Raw genomic sequence first — 19783 nt, forward strand, 5'->3', positions numbered from 1 at the left:
AAAACATGGCCAGCAAGAGAAAAGTCATCATTACCTGCGCCGTCACCGGCGCCATCCATACGCCCAGCATGTCGCCTCACCTGCCGGTAACGGCTGACGAGATCGCCGAAGCGGCCATTGCCGCCGCGCAGGCGGGCGCGGCCATTCTGCACCTGCATGCACGCGACCCCCAGGATGGCAGGCCCACTCAGGAGCCCGACGCCTTCCGGCCCTTTCTGAGTCGTATCAAGACGTCGACGGACGCGGTCGTGAACATCACGACAGGCGGCAGCCCGCACATGACGGTGGAAGAGCGCATGCGGCCCGCCATGGAGTTCAAGCCGGAACTTGCCTCGTTGAATATGGGATCAATGAACTTTGGGCTGTTCCCCATGCTGGATCGCTTCAAGACCTTCGAACACGAGTGGGAGCGCCAACACCTTGAAAACAGCCGCGACCTTATCTTCAAGAATACCTATAAGGATATCGAGACCATCTTGCGCAAGGGGGCGGACAACGGCACACGCTTCGAGTTCGAATGCTACGACATCAGCCACCTGTACAACCTGGCTCATTTCGTCGATAAGGGCCTGGTGAAAAGCCCGCCCTTCATCCAGTCGGTGTTCGGCATCCTGGGCGGCATCGGGCCGCATCCGGAAGACCTGATGCACATGAAGCGCACTGCCGAGCGGTTATTCGGCGACGACTATCAGTGGTCGATACTGGGTGCTGGACGCAACCAGATGCCGCTGGCCACGATAGGCGCGGCCATGGGTTCGAATGTGCGGGTCGGTTTGGAAGATTCGCTATGGATAGGGCCGGGACAACTGGCCGCATCCAACGCCGAACAAGTGCAGCGCATAAGGGTCATCCTGGAAGCCCTGAATCTGGAAATCGCCACACCCGACGAGGCACGGGCCATACTGCAGCTTAAAGGCAAGGACCAGATCAACTTTTAGCTTCGCGCTTACTTTACGCGGTCCGTGTCACCCACAAAGGCCTCGGCGCAGAACGGCCCACCATGAAATTGGGCCGAGACGATATCTTCGCTGGGGCCCTTGGCCAAAATTTCTGAAGCATAGACCTCGGAATCGTCTTGCGGCTTATAGCCCAGAAAGCTGACGCTTTCGTTGCTCCATCGACTGCGGGTGTTGTTCGATACACCATAGGCGACAAGGAAGTGATAGTCGGGATGGTCGATGCAGCAGCCAACTAACTGCGACATGTCGCGGTGGCTGATCCAGGTAAGCAAGTGCCGCGGCTCGATCGGTCGGTCGGGTCGGCGAAACGTACCGATACGCAGGCAGGCCACCGACAGCCCGAACTTGTCGGCATACATGCGCCCCAGTGCCTCGCCAAATACCTTGGAGACGCCGTAAAGCGTGTCGGGTCTGGGCTGGACGGTATCGCCCAGAATACGTTCGCGGCGATGAAAGCCCACCGCATGGTTCGAACTGGCAAAAACGACGCGCTTCACGCCTTGGCGACGAGCCGCTTCGAAGACGTTGTAGCAGCCATTGATGTTCAGCGCCTCGACCTCGTCCCACGGTCCTTCTTGCGGGATGCCAGCCAAGTGAACGACGCAGTCTATCCCTTGCATGGCTTGTTCCATCGCGGCCAGGTCGCGGATGTCGGCCTGCACGAGCTCTTCGCCCGGCGCCGCCGCGTCTTGTGGCGCAATGTCGGCCAACCTCAGCAAGGTGTAGCGCCCGCTGAAGGCCTCGCGCAATGCCCGCCCGATACTGCCGGCAGCTCCGGTAATCAGTACGTGTGTCATGGATTTCACCCCTTCCTGTTGATACGTTTGATCTGGCTAGGGTTCAGCCATCACAAAGCGCTCCAGCTTGCCGCTGCCGTGCGCCACCTGCGCCCACCCGCCTGCGTCGAAGTCCAACACGGCCAATGACGCTGGCGGATAGGCGTCGTGCAGTAGTTCGAGCTGCGACGCATCGCCATCGCCGCACAAATGTTGCGCGGCCAATGCCACCCCGGGATTGTGTCCCACCAGCAATACCGTATGGATTCCCGGCTTTAATTCCTGTATGCGCTGCATGATTAACCCCACTGATGCCTCGTACAGACGCGCCTCGTCAAGAAACTCGATGGCGCCGCCAAAAGCCCTGAACACATGCTGCCAGGTTTGTTGCGTGCGTATGGCTGTCGATACGATGGCAAGGTCGGGGCGCAGACGCTGCGACACCATATAAGCCCCAACGGTTTCTGCCTCGCGGTGCCCGCGATCACTTAGCGGCCGTTGATGATCTTGCAGACCTGGCGGATGACTGGCATGGGCATGGCGCAGCAACATAAGACGAAGCATGAAAGCGGTTCCTTGGGGGTGTGCATCATCCTTAATCCTACTACGCCGGGCGGCTAGTGGGGGACGTCATCCCCGGTAAACCCTGACGTTCGCGTAACCATGGCGCAGGCGCAGCCTGTCGGCATACGGATTGCTGTGAGCGCCGGGGGAATCAGCGCCTTGCCGCTGCGACTCCTACCAAGGTGGCGCCAACCTTCTGGCGCGCCTTTCAATATCTTGTCGGGAGCCATCATGTTCGTGCACAACAAACGTTTGCAATATACCGTCAGGGTCACCGAGTCCAATCCCGGTCTGGCCAACCTTATGCTGGAGCAGTTCGGCGGACCGCAGGGAGAACTGGCGGCCGCCTGTCGTTACTTCACCCAGGCTTTAGGTGAAGACGACCCCGGGCGTAAAGACATGCTGATGGACATCGCCACCGAAGAGCTCAGCCACCTGGAGATCATAGGAACGATAGTGGCCATGCTTAACAAGGGTGCCAAGGGCCGTCTGGCCGAGGGCGTGGAGGAAGCCGCCGACCTTTATCGATCTATCAATGGTGCCGGCAACGACTCCCATGTCACACAGATTCTCTATGGCGGCGGCCCTGCCCTGACCAACTCCGGCGGACAACTATGGACAGCCGGTTACATCGACTCCATCGGCGAACCAACGGCAGATTTGCGGTCCAATATCGCAGCAGAAGCCCGAGCCAAGATCGTTTACGAACGACTCATCAACGTGACCGACGATCCCGGCGTGAAAGACGCCCTGGGCTTTCTGATGACGCGCGAGGCAGCGCACTTGATGTCGTTTGAAAAAGCGCTATATGCCATCAGCCCGAACTTCCCACCGGGGAAAATGCCCGTCATTCCGGCCTTTGCGAATAAATACGTCAATATGTCGCAAGGCGACGGCGACATGCGCGGGCCCTGGAACAGCGACGACAACTTCGAATACCTTACCGACGGCGACGAGCAGATTCCGGCTGACGGCGGCGACGGCCTGCCCCACGTGAAGCTCGACACCAAAGATACCAAAGTGCTGAAGGCCATGGCCGCGCGCACCAAGTCCGACCCAAATTCCAACCCGGTTACGGGCGCCGAACTGGGTCAGGAAGGCGGCCCTTCGCTGGAGGACAGCGTGTAAAAACCAAGACATCGCGGCATGACTGTGCCGCGATGTCGGCTGACTGGCGGGCGGCGTGCTTATAAAAAAATGCACGAAAACCTCGCAAATCGCGTACAATGTATCACTTCATGTCGGCAATACAGTATAAAAACCGATCAAACGCGGCCTACGTCGCAAACGTTGTTTTCAAGATATCCACCTACCCGGGTGTAAGCAGCAGCAATCAATTTGCTTGATGCAATAGAAAAATGGCCAAGGCCGGGGTAGCGCTGGAAAGCGTAGTTCCATCATTCTGAATCGTGTGGTTCTACCGCGCTGGCGACCTGCTCGCCAGCGGTCACGTCCATCGTGCCCGCCATCCTGGCGGCGCTTGCACGTCGATTCGTTATCGCTGCTTTCGCAGTGCACAACACCCGACGTGCTTCTGAGAAATGAGCTGCCCCCCGTTCTGGGCACGGCCTGGTCATTTCTCGAAACCTTGAAATGAGTCGATGTATTGCTCTTTCAAAAATGGAGGGAAGTTCCCATTGAAAATTCTTAACCAACTCAGTATTTCCTTACTGGCAGCCGCTGCTGTAATCGCCGCGCCCGCCTACGCCTTCACGCCTGAATCCAGCGACCCCATAAAGATCGTGGACAACAATTGGTCCAGTCAGAAGGTGTTGGCTCGCGTCGCGCAACAACTGCTCGAGAACATCGGCTACGAGACGAAAATCGTACCGTCGGACAGCCAGGGGCAGTTTGCGGCTATGGGCTTGGGCGACTTGCACCTGCAGATGGAAGTCTGGGAAGGAACGATGGACGACAGCTTCATGAAGGAAGTTCAGGCAGGCCGCATGGTGGACCTGGGCAGCCATACCGCGACAACGCGTGAAGACTGGTGGTACCCCCTGTACATGGAAGACATCTGTCCCGGTTTGCCAGCCTGGGAGGCCCTGAATGCATGCGCCGACAAATTCGCCGCCCCTGAAACCGCCCCCAAAGGGCGCTACCTGGCCGGCCCTGTTGACTGGATCAAACACGACCATGAAAAGATCGACGCACTGAACCTGAACTTTACCGTGATCAACGCCGGCTCGGCCGCAGCCTTGTTTGGCGAGCTGAAGTCAGCCGCCGCACGCAAAGAACCCATCGTGCTGTTTAACTGGGCACCCAACTGGGTAGGTGCGGCCTTCCCAGGAAAATTCGTCGAGTTTCCAGAACACGAGAAGGCCTGCACCGAAGATCCGAGCTGGGGCGTCAACCCAGACAAGACCTACGACTGTGGTTCCCCCCAGGGCGGCTACTTGAAGAAAGCGGCATGGTCGGGCTTTGAAGAAAAATGGACTTGCGGCTATCAACTGATCAAGAACATCGACTTTACCGGTCCGATGATCGACCAGGCCGCCGCGCTGGCCGATGTTGAAGGCATGGCACACGACGTCGCCGCCACGGCGTGGATCGAAAACAATCAGGAGCAGGTAGCCGCATGGACGCCCGCTTGCGCTAGTTAAGACCTGCACGCGTGACGACGGTTGCATCGTCACGCGGGCTGCGCTTTTGCGCATTTATCTATTTGAAAGGTCTGGCTATGAGCAAATCGGTAAAAATTTCATGCAAAAATTTGTGGCACCTGTTTGGCAAGGGCAGCGCAGGTTTTCTGGATAAACATCAACACAACCCCAGCGAAGCCGATCTGGCATCTGCTGGCTTGATTGCCGCCGTGCACGACGTCAGCTTTGATGTCTATGCCGGTGAAATCCTGGTCATCATGGGTCTAAGCGGTTCGGGAAAATCCACACTGGTGCGTTGCCTGACGCGACTGATCGAGCCCAGCGCCGGACAAGTCCTATTCGATGGGGTGGATCTCTTGCAAGCGTCAAGCCGTAGCTTGACTGATATACGCCGGCGCAAGATGGGCATGGTGTTTCAGAACTTTGGGCTGCTGCCACATCGCACGGTATTGGACAATATCGCCTTTCCCCTGGAAATCCAAAAGGTACCGAAAGCAGACCGCTTGACGAAGGCGCAAGAGCTGGTCGCAACCGTTGGCCTGGAAGGGCGCGAGCACAACTTTCCCCGCGAATTGTCGGGCGGCCAGCAACAGCGGGTGGGCATTGCGCGCAGCCTTATCGGCGAGTGCGATGTCTGGTTTCTGGACGAACCGTTCTCGGCTCTTGACCCGCTGATCCGGCGTGAGATGCAAGACGAGTTTGTCAGCCTGCAATCGCGACTGAACAAAACCATCGTCTTCGTCACGCACGACTTTGATGAAGCCGTCCGCCTGGGCGACCGTGTGGCCATCATGAAAGACGGCCATCTGTCTCAGATCGGCACCGCTGAAGAACTCTTGATGACGCCGGCCAACGATTACGTAAAAAAATTCGTGCAGCACGCACCACGCGCCAAATTAATTACGACCCAGAAGATCATGGTGCCTGCAAAGGCCGGTGATATCAGCGTTGCCACGCATGCGAACGCGGTTAAGGCTACTGATGTATTGGAAAAGATTGCTCAGCGCGTTATCGAAGCCGATAAAGCACTGCCCGTCGTCGATGCCGCAGGCTTGGTGGTGGGCCAGGTCAGTCGCGAAAACCTGGCGCGGGCGCTATTCCAATGACACAAACCATCACCTTGTCCAACGACAGCATCAATGCCGCGAATGCCAACAGGCAGCGCCCTGCCACCGAAGTAAGCGCCCGTAGCGTCAAGGCTTCACTGACAGGACGACCGGCCAAAGCACGCCCGCATCATTGGGCTTTGTATTGGGCAGCAGCGCTAGCCATTATTGTGCTGGGCCAGTTTGCAGTCAGCCGGCTTGAGTGGATCGCCAGCTACCCGTCCAGCTGGATTATGCCTCTTAAGGATTGGATAGACTCATTTTTTGAATGGCTGATCTATGGCCTGCTCTTTTTCGAAGGTACGCCATTCGAGTTCGCGCCACGCGACATAACCCGCGGATTCTCGGCGCTGCTGGCCTACCCTTTGGGACTGACCGCGTCGCTGTTCTCCGATGGCTACTCCAAGACGGTTCCGGCACTGCCATGGGTCACTGTGGCCGGACTTGCCGCGCTGTTGGGGCATTGGGTGGGCGGCTGGCGTAGCGCATTGCTGGCCGCAGCGGCGTTCAGCTACTTGGCATTGTTTGGCGTCTGGCAGGCGTCGATGCAGACTTTTTCGCTTGTGCTCATTACGGTACCCCTGGTTTTCCTGATCGGTTTGGCAGCCGGGATAGTGATGAGTAAAAGCCAGCGCTTCAAAAGAGCAGTGACGCCACTGTTCGATATCCTGCAAAGTATGCCGCCGTTTGCCTACTTGGTGCCCATCGTCGTGTTGTATGGCGTGGGCGACGTGCCCGCCATGATCGCTACCGCCCTATTCGCCGTACCACCCGTTGCGCGATGCATCGCACTGGGTCTGGAAGGCGTGCAAAAAGGCGTGCTGGAGGCAGGACGGATGATGGGTTGCACGCGCTGGCAGCTATTGTGGCAAGTGCAGATGCCGGCCGCACGCTCGGTGATACTGGTGGGCTTGAATCAAGGCATCATGCAAACACTGGCCATGATCGTCTTGGCCGCCCTGATCGGGGCCTCGGGCCTGGGCAGCGAGCTGCTGACCTCACTGCAATCGCTACGCCTGGGCGAAGCCTTGGAACAAGGCATTGCGATTGTTGTGATCGCCGTGGTGCTGGATCGCCTAAGCCGAGCCTATGCGCTCAAGCAACCGGTGTATGCAGACCCACGCCGCAGTTGGTGGCGGCGCCACCCCTATGTAGCGCTGGCGCTGGCGTACTTGATTGTCAGTATTATGCTTGCTCGGGTGTTTCCCCAGATGGCGCTACTGACGGGTGAACACAGCATTACCACCGCGCCGTACTGGAATGCCGGCATCGATTGGATCAACCTGCACCTGTATGAATCCGTCCAGGCATTTCGAAACTTCACGCTGCTCGAAATCCTGATCCCGACCCGCAACTTTTTTCAAGCAATTCCGTGGGTCACCTTGGTAGCCTTGCTCGCTTTACTCGGCTATCGCTTGGGCGGCTGGTCTGTAGCGCTGGTTGCCGGTTTGTTGACATTGTTTCCCGCAGTCACGGGACTTTGGATTCAGACGATGACTACGCTGTACATGATAGGAACGGCAGCCGCCGTTTGTGTCGTCGTGGGCTTTGCAATTGGGCTGGCTGCATCACGCAGTGCGCCCTGGTCTCGTTTTGCGGCCGGCGTATGTGATTTCTTTCAGACCTTCCCATCGTTTATCTACCTGATTCCGGTAGTGATGCTGTTCAAGGTAAGCGACTTATCCGCCATTATCGCCGTGCTTTTGTTTGCCGTTGTGCCGATGATACGCTACACCATATTGGGCCTGCGAGGCGTACCGAAGCCCATTATGGAGGCAGCAACGCAACAAGGCACAACGCCGCTACAGCGCTTGGTAAAGGTGGAGTTGCCAATAGCGCTGCCCGAAATCATGCTGGGTGTGAATCAGGTGATCTTCATGGCGCTCTTCATGGTTGCCATTACCGCCTTGATCGGAACTCAGGATCTAGGTGCAGAGATCAATGTCGCTCGTTCAGGCAATGAAATTGGCAAGGCTTTGGTAGCCGGCTTGTGTATTGCGTTTCTTGGAATCACCGCAGACCGCTTGATCGGCGCATGGGTCAAGCGTAAAAGAATCGCGTTGGGTTCGGCTTAAGCAAATAAAAACCGGCAGAGCCATTGGCTGTGCCGGTTTTGACTAAAGATATTGGTACTGAGCGTTGTAGTCAGGCCAATGCATCAATGACTGCTTCGGGGTTGCGCTCGATCACATTGAGCAGCACCAGTGCAGGACCACGCGGAATACGATCACCCCGTTCCCAATGGCGCAAGGTCGCCGTGGAGAAGCCAAAACGGGCAGCAAACTGCTCTTGTGTCATACCCACCTTGGCTCGTAGCGCCTTCACATCGACGACACGCGGACGATGCACACGCACGCCACGCTCATCGCCCTGGGCATGAGAGATGGCTTCTTGCAAACCTTGCTTAATGCTTTCGAATGCGCGGCTCATGAATTTCGTCCTTTCCAAATGCTTACCAATATTTCGACCAGACCGGCCAGCTCATTGCGTTCTGCCTTCGTCAAGTTGGCTTTGTCTCCTTTAGAGAAAAGCGTCAACAAGTATAGGAGCATGCAGTCATCATGGTAGTAGTAAATAATGCGCACGCCCCCGCTTTTGCCTTGCCCGCCTCGACGCCAACGTAACTTACGTACGCCACCGGTGCCCTCCATAAGGTCACCATCCTGCGGGTGCTCGGCTAAGTAGTCGATCAGGTCGCGGCGTTCATCCTCACTCAGAAGCTTGTTCGCTAGCCGACTATAGGTGGGTAGTTCCGCGATACCGTGCATAATGGATTGTAATCCATTGGATTACCACAATCAAGAGTGGTGGCTAGGCTCTTTACCAAGTCCAATGGGATCACCGAAGGATTCCACACGAAGATGGAGATGCTCTCACGCCGAGCGTATGGCTTCAGGAATTTTGAGAATTACCGCATGCGAGTCTTGGCTCAATGCGGTTGGAATGGTGTAATTAACCGAGTGTAGTGAATGCCCAGATCCCCCGATATGGACTGACCCCAATTAGTTGGACATTTGAAGCGGGTGGTTAACCCACTGGGCACTGAGTCCTGTATTGAACTGGACTCAGTCCTTTTAATCTGGTCTTGATCCGCTCGTGATTGTAGTAGTGAATATACTTGCGCAGGCCAGCGTCAAGCAGTTCAACGCTATCGAATTTGTTTAGGTAGAAAAACTCCGACTTGAGTGTGCCAAAGAAACTTTCCATGGAGGCGTTATCTAGGCAGTTTCCCTTGCGTGACATGCTTTGGGTCAACCCATGTTCTGCCAACTGCCGTCGATACGCGGGCATGTGATACTGCCAGCCCTGATCCGAATGAAGTAACGGGGTTTGGCCGTCGCCGAGTTTGCTTAACGCCCTTTTGAGCATAGTGCTGACCAATGGCAGTTGAGGCGTTCTTCGTGTTTCGTAGGCCACAATTTCCCCGTTGTACAGGTCCATTACGGGCGAGAGATAGAGCTTATCGCCTCGGACATTGAACTCGGTCACATCGGTCACCCACTTCTGGTTGGGCTGATGCGCCCGGAACTGTCGATCCAACACGTTGGGCACATTAGCATTGATTTCCCCACGATAAGAACGGTACTTCTTAGGGCGAACCAGCGACCTCAACCCTAGCAACTGCATCAGGCGCTGAACCGTTTTGTGATTGACCCCCGAGCCCGCATTCTGCAGCTCTGCTGTGATACGCCGATAGCCGTAGCACCCCTTGTGACGCTCGTAGACTTCTCGAATCTGAGCCTTCAAAGTGGCATACTTGTCGCTCCCCTGTTGGATCTTGGCTTGATAGTAAAACGTGCTGCGCGAGAGCCTGGCGATCTTGAGCAATGTCGCCAGTGAATGTTGCTGCCTCAGTTCGATTACAACTTGCGTTTTTTGGGCGCAACCTGCTTCTTGGCTCGAACCAAGGCATCCAACTTTTTTAGGTACGCCACCTCCGCGCGCAGATATTCATTCTCTTTGCGCAAAGCTTCCAGCGTACAGGCATCCTGTGGCTGCACAGGAGCAGGTAACGGATTTTCGGGATTTTTCATCTTCTTCGGGCGTCCTCGCGGCTTTGGCTCTAATGCATCTAAACCACCTTCATAATACCGGCGCGCCCAGCCCGAAACCATCCTGGCTCCCCCACGCAAATCAAACAGCGCAGCCACCTGATTGAAAGACAACCCCTGCTGCCACATCTGATTTAACACCGAAAGTTTAAATCGGGCACTGTAATGGCTGGGCCTCTTACGCAAACCCGCATCGCCATGGTGGCGATAAAGGTTAACCCAGCCCTTGATCGTCATACGATTCACCCCGAACTTGGCCGATAGCACCTTGTAACCTGAGGCTCCTTTCAAGTACTCCTCAACTATTGCCTGCTTAAATTCCTCGTCATATTGCGCCATAAAAAACACCCCGAAGGTTGGATGGGTGTCCAACTTTTGGGGTGCAGTTCAATAACGGGGAAGAGCCGCTTCATAGACTTCTGTGTACTACCATGGATGCATTCTTGGCGGACAGAGGGTCATTCATACTGTTGCGCTAAATCCGCATTAACAAATTATCTACAAAAACAATAAATAGGATGTACCCCCAAATGTACCCCCAGAGCGTTGGCGCTGGAGGCATTTTTGCTCGAGCAAATCGGGCACCCTGTTAGAAAGTAGACTCCGAATTATTAGTTGCAGCCGCTACCGAAACCGAGTTGGCGCCCACTCAGTGAACCGTCTACAAACATTGGGGTCATGATGTTGCGGCGCCCACCGGAAAGCTCCCTGCTGGTCAACTTGCACTACATTTCTTCTAGCGGGCGTCGAATAGACACCTTCGGCGAGATGCTCGACTTGTAGAGCACTGACAGAGGTCAATCCCCATGTCTCCCAAAAACCTTCGGTGCGGACAGCGAAATTAATAGAGCCGGGCAGCTTTGTGCTTTCAAACGCGATACATCGGACAGCGGGGGTTTTCTCGAAAATCGATCTGGCAATGTGGCTTGATAGCAAATACGGTGCTTCATCTGTGGCCATAACTCGCTGCAGAAACGAATCAGTTATCACGAGCGATCTGATATCTTGAATGTCGCCAGCATTTAGGAACGGATAGAGCAGCTTGGCTTGGTCACCAATAAGCCTGCCACGTCCAGATGCGTAAATATTCGCAATCTCTCCAATTGGTGCGACATGACAGAACTTATCGTGCCTTATTGTGAACTCCGCAAGGGCGACGTCTGCAACAGTTATGCCTATCTCCCGGTAGCAGGTTTCTGAGCGATTAGCTAAATACAACACCGGAAATCCGCCTGGGTTGGCCCGCCCCGGTCGCGCAGGCGCATCTGTTTGCCAAATTATCTCGTCAACGTTCAAGGCGCCGGGGAAAAATGGCATTGATCTAGCTCGATAATACCAAGAGCCAGGCCCCCACCTTACGTTGAAAGTCACGTGAACAACAACTAATGCCGAGATAAATTGGATTTTTTCCTCTAACGACCGCGCGCCAAAGGATTTAATTCCGTCTACGAGCGTCTGGAGCGGCATCGGTGGATGGACTTGTGTGATTGTCTTCATGTAAGCAAGCAATTAAACAGTTTCAGCTAACCCGTATGCTACAAGGAGTTGCAACCAAACTCATCTGACCGATATATAGCTAACGATTTTGTATTGACTAGGTATCGATTTCTCCCGTTTGAAAACCATGCTTCGAAAGTGCCACTACAACGCTGCGTAACCAGCCACCCGAGGGAAAGCTCTGCATAGAAAGATAGACCTGTTGCTGCATCTCTACGATCAAGACAGTACCCATCACACATCCGCAGATGCTCAAAAGCTCAAATAGGCGAAGTACCCCTCAACAGCTTGTCACACGCCGGCCCGTAGGCATTTTGAGGGTGCCATTACCGATTAACTACGTATGCGTTTTGAGGGGGGTGTTATCGATTTGAAAATACCTGGCAAAATTGCACTAAAACGATAGCCATCAACATGTGTATCAGGTTCCCGCAAGTTTGTGTAACCACGTAAGCATTTGAGAGCAGGGATAGGGCTGTTGATTGGTTTTGATTGTTTTCAAGCTGCCCAGCGGCTTTTAGCAGTTACAGCACTCTTTTTAAGGGCTATGAAATTTCCCCTATCGGGCGCGCCATCTTGCGATCCATCACAAGATACAGCCCAATCTTTGGGCCATGTCCAATTGTGCAACGTTGCGCAATGGAAAAGCATACGCTCTCACCTGCGTACAATCTCAATCTGCGTAGTGGTAATCACAAATGCCGTAGCTTGGGCTTTTATCTGAATATATTTTGGCCGAGAGGTAACGAAATGAAAAAACTAATTCTTTTGGTGTTGCTGGCAACGTTAACGGGATGCGCCGCCTTGAGTCGGCCAGAAGTGACGGTCAATGCAATCGCTGCGCCCGACGCAGACCAGTACAAAACATACGTGATGATGCCCGCTGATGAGAAATCGCGCGGGCTAGAGTTTGATCAGTACGTCGCACTGGTTGACCAGGCGTTGGCAGAAAAAGGATTTATTAAAGTAAACGAAATCAGCCAGGCCAATATTGCTATAGGGCTAACGACAAATGTGGGCGATGCGAAAGCCACCACTAACTCTGGCGTAATTCCGCAATGGGGCCAGACCGGATACAGAAGCGCTCAGACGTATGGCTCGGTCGTTGGCAATCAGTACCAGGCGAACACCTACTACACACCGACATACGGCGTAACTGGCTACATGCCGTACTCTAATACAGTCACCTACTACCCAATAGGGTTTGCATTGGGCGCATGGGCTAAGACGGCGGACGGAAAAGACATTAGGCAAGTCTGGAACATTGTCGCTTCTGGCAATTCGCGCAACGGCGATTTGCGATCAGCATTTCCAAAAATGCTTAGAGCTGCGATGCCCTACATTGCGGGAGACTCAAAGGGAATGATAAAAATCACCGTACCAAACAACTAAGATACTGATCGGGCCGCGTGATGGTGAGTAGCGGCGATAGCAGCCCAAGCAAAGCCCTGGAGCTGCTATCCCAAACTTTACTGCACTGCAACTACTGACGCTCCCCTATACCCTGTGGCTTTCAGTGCCCTTAATGCTGCCACCAGTGCCTGTATCTGCGGGATTGCCATCGTAGACGGTGCCATCAAGCCGGTTGTAGTCTGAGGGCTAAGTAACGCCTCGGCAAGCTGACTTGCCATCTGCTTATTTGCGCCCCCGTATATCGCCTGTCCGCCACACTGCGGCAGATTACCGACAATACCCGCCGGGTCAAAGTTTCGGATTGCGCCAGGGATAAGCTATGGTGGGAGGTCAAAGTTAAGTTTGGAGGTTTGGTTTTCGCCTTCTTCATATCGACTAACCCACACAGGCACCCCGGGATGCTGACGTACTGCCCGGGCCTGCAAGGCGTCTACTGACTCGCCAGCTAAGCGAGGTAACAACTTGCCGCTAGAGGAACACGGAGAAAGGCCGATAAGCTCATGTGGCCTAGGCCCTAAAGCCGTGATGAAGACGAACAGCCGTTCTTGAACGCCGCCCCCGTGCACCCGCTCAAGTTTCACGAGCCTTCTTTCTAGTGCGCTCATGTTTGCCCCGCTTGATCCTCAAGCGCCTCGATGCGTTTTTCAAGGTCGCCCACTTCAATCATCTTGCCCAGCGCCAGCCGCTAGCTTATAGGGCTTTGCCTTGGGTACAGCCTGCTTACATTGGATGTTGGTCAGGGCCATATTGGGGGTACTTTTTCCAGCGGGTACAGGAGATACCCCCAAATGTACCCCCAGATGGGGGGTATCTGGCTAGAGGCTGTCATAGATTACCGTAGACAACAAAAAACCCGCAGAGCGTTTAACTGTGTGGGTTCCGTAGACTTCTATGTACTGCTGTAGACTAATTCTTGGCGGACAGAGGGGGATTCGAACCCCCGATACGTTATTCACGTATACACGCTTTCCAGGCGTGCGCCTTCAACCGCTCGGCCACCTGTCCGTTCTGCTTTTTGAACAAAAGCGAAGTCCGCTATTCTAACAGAATCGCGTCCGCATGGTTTTTCAGGCTTGGCCCTTAACGGCCAACACCCGCTCCACGTAGCGTGCGATCATGTCGACCTCAAGGTTAACCAGCGACCCCACCGTCAAATGCTTCAGGGTCGTGACCTGCACGGTATGCGGAATAAGATTGATGCGGATCTGGCAGCCGCTGCCGTCGTCATCCACTTCGTTGACCGTCAGGCTTACGCCGTCGACGGTAATGGAACCCTTGTACGCCATGTACCGGGCCAGGTTGTGCGGCACGCGGATGCGCAAGTCCCAGGATTCGCCCACAGGCTCGAAGCCGCTGACTTCGCCCACCCCGTCGACATGGCCGGAAACCAGATGGCCATCCAGCGAATCGCCCATGCGCAGCGCATGCTCCAGGTTGACCTCGCCCTCGGTGTCCAGGCCGGCGGTCTTGCTCAGGCTTTCGCGAGAAATATCCACGCTGAAGCTGTCGTTGCCCAGTTCTACGACGGTCATGCATGCGCCTTGGATGGCGATGGAGTCACCCAGCCGTGTGGATTCGCGCAGGAAGCCGGGCGCACGTACCCATACGTGCGCGCCCGCGTCCCGGTCACCGTCGTGATAAGGCGCGACTTGAACAATATTTCCGACGGCTGCAACAATACCTGTAAACATTGACGATTCCTTAATCCTGCACGCTTTCCATCAGCGATTTCCAGTGGCCGACATGCCGGGCGCGCAAACGCAGGTCGGGTGCCAGCGCCGTGGTTTCCATGAACTCGAACCGTTGCGCCTCGGCCAGCGACTGCAAGGCTTGCATGCCCACCATCCCGATGGCGTCGCCCAACAGCACCGGCGCCAAATATACCAGCAGTTCATCCGCGCAGCCGGCCTGCAGCAAGGCGCCGCTTAGTCGTGCGCCGGCCTCGACATGCACCTCATTGATATCGTTCTGTCCCATCCAGCGCATCATGGCGCCCAGATCGACGCGACCGTTATTGGGCGGCAGTTCGACCACTTCGACATTCTTTTCGGCCAGGCGCCTGGCCTTCTCGGGGTTGCCACTGCATGTAAACACCCAGGTCTTGATACCGTCGAAAATGCGCGCGTTCTCGTCCACTTCGAAGCGGGTATCGACAATGGCCTTGATGGGCGGTCGGGAGGTCTCTACATGACGCACATTCATTTGCGGATTGTCTGCCAGCACCGTTCCCGATCCGGTCAGTACGACGCAACTGCGGGCACGCCAATGATGACCGTCGGCCCGCGCGGCCGGGCCGGTGATCCATTGTGACTCGCCGTTGGCCAGCGCGATGCGGCCGTCCAACGAGGCAGCCAGCTTGAGCCAGGCCCACGGCGTCTTGCGCGTCATGCGGGCCACAAACCCCGGGTTAAGCGCCAATGCCTCTTCCTGGCAGACACCCACTCTTACCTCGATGCCAGCGGCCCGCAACCGCGCGATGCCCTGTCCGCCTACCAGGGGGTTGGGGTCGCGCATGGCAATGACCACGCGCGCTGGCTGGGCGCGTATCAAAGCGTCCACGCAGGGCGGTGTGCGGCCATGATGACTGCAGGGCTCCAGCGTTACATAGATGGTGCTGCCCGTCGTCACACAGCCGCGCTCGTCCGCCTGCCGCAAGGCCATTACTTCGGCATGCGGGCCGCCGGCACGCTGCGTGGCGCCGCTGGCGAGCAGTTGATCCTGACGGACGATCAGGCAAGCAACGCGCGGGTTGGGCGAGGTGATGGCCATGACGGTTTCCGCCAGCGCCAGCGCCCTGCCCATCCAGTGCTCGTCGGTGGCGACCGGACTGGCGTTCACGGCTTGCGCTGAACCTGGATTTCGTCGATGGCCTTGACGAATTCGCCGATGTCTTCAAAGCTTTTGTAGACTGACGCAAAGCGCACGTAGCCGACTTGATCCAGCTTCTTGAGCTCGGCCATCACCAGTTCGCCCACATAGCCGGACTCCACTTCGCGCAGGCCGCTGACCAGCAAGGCCTCTTCGATGCGTGCCACTGCGGCATCGACATCCTCGGTACTGACCGGGCGCTTGCGCAATGCCAGGTTCAGGCTGCCCCGCAACTTATCGACATCGAACTCCACCCGCGTGCCATTGCGCTTGACCAATGTGGGCATGACCAGCTCGACGCGCTCGTAGGTGGTGAAACGACGGTCACAGGCCGTGCAGCGCCGACGACGACGGATGGTGTCGCCCTCTTCTGAAACCCGAGAGTCGATGACCTGCGTATCGAAGCTGCTGCAAAATGGGCATTTCATAAGTGGCAAGCCCCGGATGATGCCGGGGCTGTTGTCGCGTTAACGGTAGACCGGCAAGCGCGCCGTCAGTTCGTTGACTCGGGCACGAACGTCGGCGATGGATGCTTGGTCGCGTGGGTTGTCCAACACGTCGGCGATCAGGTTGCCGGTGAGTTCGGCCTCGGCTTCCTTGAAACCGCGCGTTGTCATCGCCGGCGTGCCCAAGCGAACGCCACTGGTGACGAAAGGCTTTTCCGGGTCATTCGGGATGGCATTTTTGTTTACGGTGATATGTGCTTCACCCAGGACTGCTTCGGCTTCCTTGCCGGTAATGCCCTTGGCGCGCAGATCGACCAACATCAGGTGGCTCTCAGTGCGACCGGACACAATGCGCAGACCGCGCTTGACCAGCGTACGCGCCAGTACGTCGGCGTTCTTTACGACCTGGGCTGCATAGTCTTTGAACTCGGGCTGCAGCGCTTCCTTGAAGGCCACGGCTTTGGCGGCAATGACGTGCATTAGTGGGCCGCCCTGAATGCCCGGGAAAATTGCCGAATTGACGGCTTTCTCGTGTTCGGCCTTCATCATGATGACGCCGCCACGAGGGCCGCGCAGCGATTTATGCGTGGTGGAGGTAACGAAGTCGGCATGCGGCACGGGGTTGGGATAAACACCGCCCGCCACCAAACCGGCGTAGTGGGCGATGTCGACCATAAACAGCGCGCCGTTGTCGTGTGCAATACGGGCCATGCGTTCGAAGTCGATGCGCAGCGAGTAAGCCGACGCACCGCCTACGATAAGCTTGGGCTTATGCTGCTTTGCCAGTTGCTCGAGCTGGTCGTAATCCAGTTCTTCGTTGGCATCCAGCCCATAAGACAGGAAGTTGTACAGCTTGCCCGAGGCGTTGACCGGCGAACCGTGTGTCAGGTGACCGCCTTCGGCCAGGCTCATGCCCAACACGGTGTCGCCGGGCTTGAGCACAGCCATATAAACACCCTGGTTAGCTTGCGAGCCCGAGTTGGGCTGTACGTTGGCGGCTTCCGCACCGAAGATTTCCTTCAGGCGATCAATAGCCAGTTGTTCGACGATGTCGACGTACTCGCAACCGCCGTAATATCGTTTGCCCGGATATCCCTCTGCATACTTGTTGGTCAACTGCGTACCCTGCGCCTGCATCACTGCCGGGCTGGTGTAGTTTTCGGAGGCGATCAGCTCGATATGCTGTTCCTGGCGGACATTTTCTTTCTGGACAGCGGCCCAGACATCTGGGTCGGCGTGATCGAGGGTACGGGAACGGTCAAACATTGGATATCCTGGTGAAAGACTGCGATGGCGAAAGACAAAGACGGACATTTTACCGTGATTGCCCCGGATTTCCCGGTCAACACCGTCTAACGCCCCACATACCGATTCTTTCCGGCCTAAAACCTCGTCAATACCAGTCGAAGCTCAAACTGACTTGAGGCTTGTTCATGGTGTCCGTCACTACCCTTGGGTCGCGCTATTCTTTAGCCGCGGGTTCAAGGTATATAGACCGGTAATGGACGCCTGTCCCAGCACATGGCCCTGAATCGCCTTGATCACGTCGGCACCGGTAAAGCGCCCCTCGAAAGGAAGCTCGGCGATGTCCAGCGCGTATACCGTGAAGACGTAGCGATGCGGAATGGAATCATTCCAGGGCGGGCAAGGACCGTCGTAGCCGAAATAATCGCCATTCATGTCGCGATCGGCGGCAAACCAATTGGTAAAGTCATTGACACCCTGACGTGTGCCATCGAGCGCCAGTGGGCCGGCTTTACCGCGTGGCGTAATGCCACTGGAATAGGCGCCCTGGGCGATCTCGGTGGAGGTGGCCGGGACGTCGACCAAGGCCCAATGGTAGAAATCAACACGCGGCAATGCGCTGGGAATTTCGCGGTCTTCCTGATTGACGTCATCCGGCTTGCTGGGTACGTCGGGATCGTGGCAGATGACAACAAAGCTTTGCGTCGCGTCCGGTACATCGGTCCATGCCAGGTGGGGGTTCTCGTTGCCGGCCAACGCGACATGGTTCTGTCCGTCGATTTTGCCGAAGGCGTTGCGCTCTGGGATAGAGCCTTGATCGGTAAAAGAATCGCTGAAAAGCTTCATAACGAACTCCTTTGTAAGGGGTGTCAGCCAGTTAAGGTGACGCGGGCGAACTTCCGTTTGCCCACCTGCACCACGTAGGTGCCGGCCTGCAATTGCAGTGCCTTGTCATCAATGCGATCGCCGTCGACGCGCACGCCGCCCTGCTCTACATTGCGCTGCGCCTCGGAGCCGGATGCCACCAGGCCGGCCTCGCGCAATACCTTCAGTATGCCCAGTGGTGCGGCGCCCAGCTGGACTTCCGGCATGTCTTCGGGGATGGCGCCATCGCGGAATCGCGCGTCGAAAGTTGCCAGGGCCTGCTGGGCAGCGTGTTGCGAATGAAAGCGCGCGACGATTTCCTGCGCCAGCGAGACCTTAGTATCGCGCGGATTCATGCCGTCGTTTACTTGCTTTTGTAACTGGGCGATGTCTTGCATGGAGCGGAACGACAGGAGCTCGAAGTACTTCCACATCAACGTATCGGAAATGGACATGAGCTTGCCGAACATGGAGTCGGGCGACTCGGTGATGCCTATGTAATTGCCCTTGGACTTGGACATTTTGTCGACACCGTCCGTGCCTTCAAGCAAGGGCATGGTCAAGATGCATTGCGGCTCCTGGCCGTATTCCTTTTGCAGTTCGCGTCCGACGAGCAGATTGAACTTCTGGTCGGTGCCGCCCAGTTCAAGGTCGGCCTTCAGGGCGACGGAGTCGTAGCCCTGCATCAAGGGATACAGGAACTCGTGAACCGAAATGGGGATGCCGCCCTTGAATCGCCGCGTGAAGTCTTCGCGTTCCATCATGCGTGCCACGGTATAGCGCGAGGCCAGCTTGATCAGCCCACGGGCGCCGAGCGGATCGCACCATTCAGAGTTATAGCGAATCTCGGTACGGGCAGGGTCCAGCACCAGGCTGGCCTGGGCGTAATAGGTCTTGGCGTTTTCGTGAATCTGCTCGGGCGTCAGGGGCGGCCGCGTTGCATTGCGGCCGCTGGGGTCGCCGATCATGGAAGTGAAGTCGCCAATCAAAAAAATAACGGTATGGCCAAGATCCTGCAGTTGCCGCATCTTGTTCAGCACCACGGTATGGCCCAGATGAATGTCCGGCGCAGTGGGATCCAGCCCCAGCTTGATGCGCAGCGGTGTGCCGCTGGCATGGCTGCGGGCCAGCTTGGCGGCGAACTCGGTTTCAACCAAAAGTTCGTCGCAGCCCCGTTTGGCGATGCGCAGATGCTCTTGTACTTCTGGGGAAATTGGTGCTTCAGTGGACGGCATAACGGCGCTTTATCAGGAGATATACAAAAAAATGCTCGAAAAATCAGGCTTAATACGCTAGCATAGCGTGCGGGGCGCGCCCTTGCATGGCAAGCGCATCCGTCCTGAAGTCTCACGGCAACATATTATCAGAGCGCCTCGCACTAGAAAAAAAG

Annotated in this window: 18 protein-coding genes, 1 tRNA gene and 1 pseudogene; 7 read left to right on the plus strand and 13 right to left on the minus strand. The window is 56.3% G+C overall.

All coding sequences use genetic code 11. The features are described 5' to 3' along the window. Positions 1 to 5 precede the first annotated feature (5 nt). Entirely contained in the window at positions 6 to 938 is a 933-nt protein-coding gene (locus CKA81_RS10650) for a BKACE family enzyme (protein ID WP_128355249.1), read from the plus strand. 8 nt (positions 939 to 946) lie between these two features. Here CKA81_RS10650 and CKA81_RS10655 read toward each other — a convergent pair whose 3' ends face one another. After that, entirely contained in the window at positions 947 to 1756 is an 810-nt protein-coding gene (locus tag CKA81_RS10655) for an NAD-dependent epimerase/dehydratase family protein (RefSeq protein ID WP_128355250.1), read from the minus strand. Positions 1757 to 1792: 36 nt separating this feature from the next. Then, positions 1793 to 2299, minus strand: coding sequence for a SixA phosphatase family protein (locus CKA81_RS10660; RefSeq protein ID WP_128355251.1), 507 nt, complete (start codon positions 2297 to 2299; stop codon positions 1793 to 1795). Between the two features lie 231 nt (positions 2300 to 2530). Between CKA81_RS10660 and CKA81_RS10665 the strand changes: the two genes are divergently transcribed. The 4 genes from CKA81_RS10665 to CKA81_RS10680 all read left to right on the plus strand — a co-directional run bounded on the left by CKA81_RS10665 (position 2531) and on the right by CKA81_RS10680 (position 8083). Beyond that, entirely contained in the window at positions 2531 to 3427 is an 897-nt protein-coding gene (locus tag CKA81_RS10665; RefSeq protein ID WP_128355252.1) for a manganese catalase family protein, read from the plus strand. Positions 3428 to 3936: 509 nt separating this feature from the next. Then, positions 3937 to 4902 carry an ABC transporter substrate-binding protein gene (locus tag CKA81_RS10670; RefSeq protein ID WP_128355253.1) on the plus strand — a complete coding sequence of 322 codons (966 nt, stop codon included), beginning with the start codon at positions 3937 to 3939 and terminating at the stop codon, positions 4900 to 4902. Between the two features lie 77 nt (positions 4903 to 4979). Beyond that, a complete protein-coding gene (locus CKA81_RS10675; protein ID WP_128355254.1) occupies positions 4980 to 6008 on the plus strand; it encodes a quaternary amine ABC transporter ATP-binding protein in 1029 nt (342 codons plus the stop codon). Next, positions 6005 to 8083 carry an ABC transporter permease gene (locus tag CKA81_RS10680; RefSeq protein ID WP_128355255.1) on the plus strand — a complete coding sequence of 693 codons (2079 nt, stop codon included), beginning with the start codon at positions 6005 to 6007 and terminating at the stop codon, positions 8081 to 8083. The genes CKA81_RS10675 and CKA81_RS10680 overlap by 4 nt, the downstream gene beginning before the upstream one ends. 70 nt (positions 8084 to 8153) lie before the next feature. On the opposite strand, the gene nadS is transcribed toward CKA81_RS10680, so the two are convergent. Both nadS and CKA81_RS10690 read right to left on the minus strand, forming a co-directional pair. After that, positions 8154 to 8438, minus strand: coding sequence for a NadS family protein (gene nadS, locus CKA81_RS10685; RefSeq protein WP_128355256.1), 285 nt, complete (start codon positions 8436 to 8438; stop codon positions 8154 to 8156). Then, positions 8435 to 8776 carry a type II toxin-antitoxin system RelE/ParE family toxin gene (locus CKA81_RS10690; protein ID WP_128355257.1) on the minus strand — a complete coding sequence of 114 codons (342 nt, stop codon included), beginning with the start codon at positions 8774 to 8776 and terminating at the stop codon, positions 8435 to 8437. The genes nadS and CKA81_RS10690 overlap by 4 nt, the downstream gene beginning before the upstream one ends. Positions 8777 to 8827: 51 nt before the next feature. Here CKA81_RS10690 and CKA81_RS10695 point away from each other — a divergent pair. Further along, positions 8828 to 8974 (plus strand): annotated as a pseudogene (locus CKA81_RS10695) (transposase); the annotation flags it as partial. 61 nt (positions 8975 to 9035) lie between these two features. On the opposite strand, the gene CKA81_RS10700 reads toward CKA81_RS10695, so the two are convergent. Further along, a protein-coding gene (locus tag CKA81_RS10700; protein ID WP_394342510.1) for an IS3 family transposase occupies positions 9036 to 10399 on the minus strand; the annotation gives its coding sequence in 2 pieces (ribosomal slippage) (positions 9036 to 9914 and positions 9917 to 10399; 1362 coding nt in all). A gap of 285 nt (positions 10400 to 10684) precedes the next feature. Then, entirely contained in the window at positions 10685 to 11557 is an 873-nt protein-coding gene (locus tag CKA81_RS10705; RefSeq protein WP_128355258.1) for an RES domain-containing protein, read from the minus strand. 750 nt (positions 11558 to 12307) lie between these two features. Here CKA81_RS10705 and CKA81_RS10710 point away from each other — a divergent pair. Beyond that, complete coding sequence (locus CKA81_RS10710) at positions 12308 to 12949, plus strand: DUF4136 domain-containing protein (RefSeq protein ID WP_164878381.1); 642 nt, start codon at positions 12308 to 12310, stop codon at positions 12947 to 12949. A 935-nt stretch (positions 12950 to 13884) separates the two neighbouring features. Here CKA81_RS10710 and CKA81_RS10715 read toward each other — a convergent pair. The 7 genes from CKA81_RS10715 to tyrS form a co-directional block, all read right to left on the minus strand. Beyond that, positions 13885 to 13975, minus strand: a tRNA-Ser gene (locus CKA81_RS10715). 62 nt (positions 13976 to 14037) lie between these two features. Further along, entirely contained in the window at positions 14038 to 14661 is a 624-nt protein-coding gene (locus tag CKA81_RS10720) for a riboflavin synthase (RefSeq protein ID WP_128355260.1), read from the minus strand. Positions 14662 to 14671: 10 nt separating this feature from the next. Next, positions 14672 to 15808, minus strand: coding sequence for a bifunctional diaminohydroxyphosphoribosylaminopyrimidine deaminase/5-amino-6-(5-phosphoribosylamino)uracil reductase RibD (gene ribD, locus CKA81_RS10725; protein WP_394342511.1), 1137 nt, complete (start codon positions 15806 to 15808; stop codon positions 14672 to 14674). Continuing rightward, the gene (gene nrdR / locus CKA81_RS10730) at positions 15805 to 16266 is read right to left on the minus strand and encodes a transcriptional regulator NrdR (RefSeq protein WP_128355261.1); all 462 of its coding nucleotides are present in this window, start codon (positions 16264 to 16266) and stop codon (positions 15805 to 15807) included. Before nrdR ends, ribD begins: the two co-directional genes overlap by 4 nt. Positions 16267 to 16305: 39 nt before the next feature. Further along, complete coding sequence (gene glyA, locus CKA81_RS10735) at positions 16306 to 17550, minus strand: serine hydroxymethyltransferase (RefSeq protein ID WP_128355262.1); 1245 nt, start codon at positions 17548 to 17550, stop codon at positions 16306 to 16308. 180 nt (positions 17551 to 17730) lie between these two features. Further along, complete coding sequence (locus CKA81_RS10740; protein WP_128355263.1) at positions 17731 to 18375, minus strand: YbhB/YbcL family Raf kinase inhibitor-like protein; 645 nt, start codon at positions 18373 to 18375, stop codon at positions 17731 to 17733. Positions 18376 to 18398: 23 nt separating this feature from the next. Next, positions 18399 to 19628: a tyrosine--tRNA ligase gene (tyrS, locus tag CKA81_RS10745; protein ID WP_128355264.1), complete on the minus strand. Its 1230-nt coding sequence runs from the start codon at positions 19626 to 19628 to the stop codon at positions 18399 to 18401. Between the last annotated feature and the right edge of the window lie 155 nt (positions 19629 to 19783).

Origin of the sequence: Pollutimonas thiosulfatoxidans, from assembly GCF_004022565.1 — a bacterium.
In the GTDB taxonomy this organism is placed as follows: domain Bacteria; phylum Pseudomonadota; class Gammaproteobacteria; order Burkholderiales; family Burkholderiaceae_B; genus Pusillimonas_D; species Pusillimonas_D thiosulfatoxidans.